General features: G+C 57.3%; 2 protein-coding genes. One reads left to right on the top strand and one right to left on the bottom strand.

All coding sequences use genetic code 11. The features are described from left to right. Window positions 1-759, bottom strand: a 759-nt coding sequence (locus HQL76_18165) for a hypothetical protein (GenBank protein MBF0111093.1), incomplete at its 3' end; no start/stop codon positions are given. 463 nt (window positions 760-1,222) lie between these two features. Between HQL76_18165 and holA the strand changes: the two genes are divergently transcribed. Beyond that, entirely contained in the window at window positions 1,223-2,245 is a 1,023-nt protein-coding gene (holA, locus tag HQL76_18160) for a DNA polymerase III subunit delta (GenBank protein MBF0111092.1), read from the top strand. Window positions 2,246-2,427 lie beyond the last annotated feature (182 nt).

Genomic DNA, 2,427 nt, shown 5'->3' with positions numbered 1-2,427 from the left:
ATCGCACATCGAAGGAACGCCGCCGTCCCCCCCGTGGGTTGCCGGCCCCGCAGGTTCTTCCGCCGGGGTCTCTTCCGCCGGAGTCTCTTCCCCGGCGCCGAAGGTTGGATCGAAAATCGAAGGAACGCCGCCGTCACCCCCTTGGGTTGCCGTCACCGTAGGTTCTTCCGCCGGGGTCTCTTCCCCGGCGCCGAAGGTTGGATCGAAAATTGAAGGAACGCCTTCCTCCGCGACCGTTTCCGCTGTTGCATCCATGGTGGTGTCGGACGCTTCGTCAACCGCCGTTTCGCTGATGCCCGTTTCGCTGGCTTCTCCTTCCACCCCCAGCCCGAAGGTTGGATCGAATCCCGAAAGGACTCCGACTCCGGCCCCTTCGCTGGTCACCCCGGCGGCATCGGGAGCGGAAGGGTCGGTGGCGCTCTCTTCGACCGCGACCTCTTCTTCCGTCACCCCCATGCCGAACGTGGGATCAAATCCGGACAAAACCCCGATTCCTTCGCCTTCCATCGTTCCCGCCACGGCGAGGGTTTCGGTTTCGGAGGTGGACGGAGCGGACTGCGGGGTCCCGGACGATCCGCTCTCCTGGGCAGTCCCCCCTTCGATGGCAGGGTCCGCCTGGGTCTCGTCAGGGGCCGGCGCTCCAAGTTCCAGTCCTCGGGAATCGCCCAGGGCCCCAGTCGTGGTCGCAGCGACATCGCTGATGGTGGCATCGAGCGTTTTCTGGTCACTGCTCATCGTTGTATCGTTGATCTCAGCCATGGCGCTTTCTCCGTTTTGCTTCTGGCATCGGTGGCGAACGTGTCTCGTCTCCCGCCTTCATCCAGCCGCTGCCGGGGACCTTGCCCCTTGTTGTCGATGCTTCAGCCGGTTTCCCAGGATCCTGCCCTTCGAAGATGTAACATATTGTTACAAACAAGCGTTCAGAAATCATTATCGGATCATCACTTGCCGTCCCATGACGCTTCGCCGCGATACAACGTTCAACGTAGTGTAACAACCCAACCCACACCAACCCCTGAAACGATGTCCTCGACCTTGCCCGGCACTACCCCTTACCTTCATAGTGGCAATTCTCGGACCATTTCCATTTTGCCGATGCAGAAAGAATCGGTTTGTTATTTTCCTTTCCTTATCATAGGTTATCCAGTACGTTTATTGCGGCTGTCACGTTCGCGATGTCCGATTGGACCCGATCTGGAACGAATAAGTAAAAAATATTTACATGAAAGTAAAACAAACAGACATCGCCGGTTTGCGGCAACGGGGTCCACTGCCCCCCTGCATCCTTCTTTATGGCCAGGACCAGGGGATGATTCTTCGTGAAAGCCAGGCCATCCGCCAGCTGGTACTGGGTGATGCGGACAATGAAGGGTTTGACGACACCTCTTTCCTGGCGGGAGAACTTTCCGAGGAACGTTTTCTTTCGTCCTGTCGTGCCTTTCCTTTTTTCTCCGAGAAACGGCTGGTTGTCCTCAAGGATTTGGAGCAATTGTCCGCCGGGGCGAAGAAAACGGTGGCGGATTATGTAGCCAGACCGTCACCCTCGACGATTCTGTTGATGCTTGCGGGAAATCTTCCCGCCAATCATCCGCTCCGGCGGCAGTGTGATCAGGACAAGGTCCATTGGTCGGTGGCCTTTTTTCCCCTGGAACCTTTCCAACTGAGGACCTGGTTGAAGGAGCGTTTGTCCAGGGAGGGTTATGAGGTGGATGCCGATGCCTTGCGCTTTCTTGGGGCGCGGTTGGACGGGGATACCCTGGCTGCGGAAGCGGAGTTGGAAAAACTGATCCTGTTCATGGGGAAAAACCGGCAAATCGGCCTGGACGAGTGTTTGGCGCTGGTGGGGGAAACCCGGGTCCATAGTGGATTTGGCTTGATGGACGCTCTGTTTTCGGGACGAACGGGCGAGACCTTGGCGATTCTCGACCGATTGCTTGCCGCGGGGGAGGAGCCTGTGCTGCTTTTGGGGTTGTTGACCAGCCGTCTGCGTCGTTTCATCAAGGGGCGGGCTTTGCTCGAAGCCGGGGAGAATCCCCAGATGATCGCCCGCAAACTCAACATTTTCTGGAAGGAAAACGATTCTTTCTTCGCCCAATGCCGACGGTTTCAGGATGCCCACCTGGCCCAGGGGTTGTTGGATTGCCTTGAAGCGGACACGGCGCTCAAAAGTGGTGGTGACAATGGGCGGGTCCTTGGAGGATTGTTGATGCGCATCTCCCAGCGCCATCGCGGTCCGGATCGTTAAAAAATTATTGAAAGAAAAAAGGGGTCTGGGGGATTGCCCCCAGGGTTTTGTTTTTGATTTTGTTTTTTACGCGCCATTTCACCCGAAGCGAATTTTCGCGGTTTTTGCGGAAATTCGCGCAGGCGCGCGCCTTGGTCTGCCTTTCTTCGCGTTTTTTTTGTGGCAGGGGAGACCGCCTGCCT

Source organism: Magnetococcales bacterium (assembly GCA_015228815.1).
In the GTDB taxonomy this organism is placed as follows: Bacteria; Pseudomonadota; Magnetococcia; order Magnetococcales; family UBA8363; genus UBA8363.
Note: the sequence above shows the minus strand (reverse complement) of the source record. Positions and strands in the feature narration are given on the sequence as shown.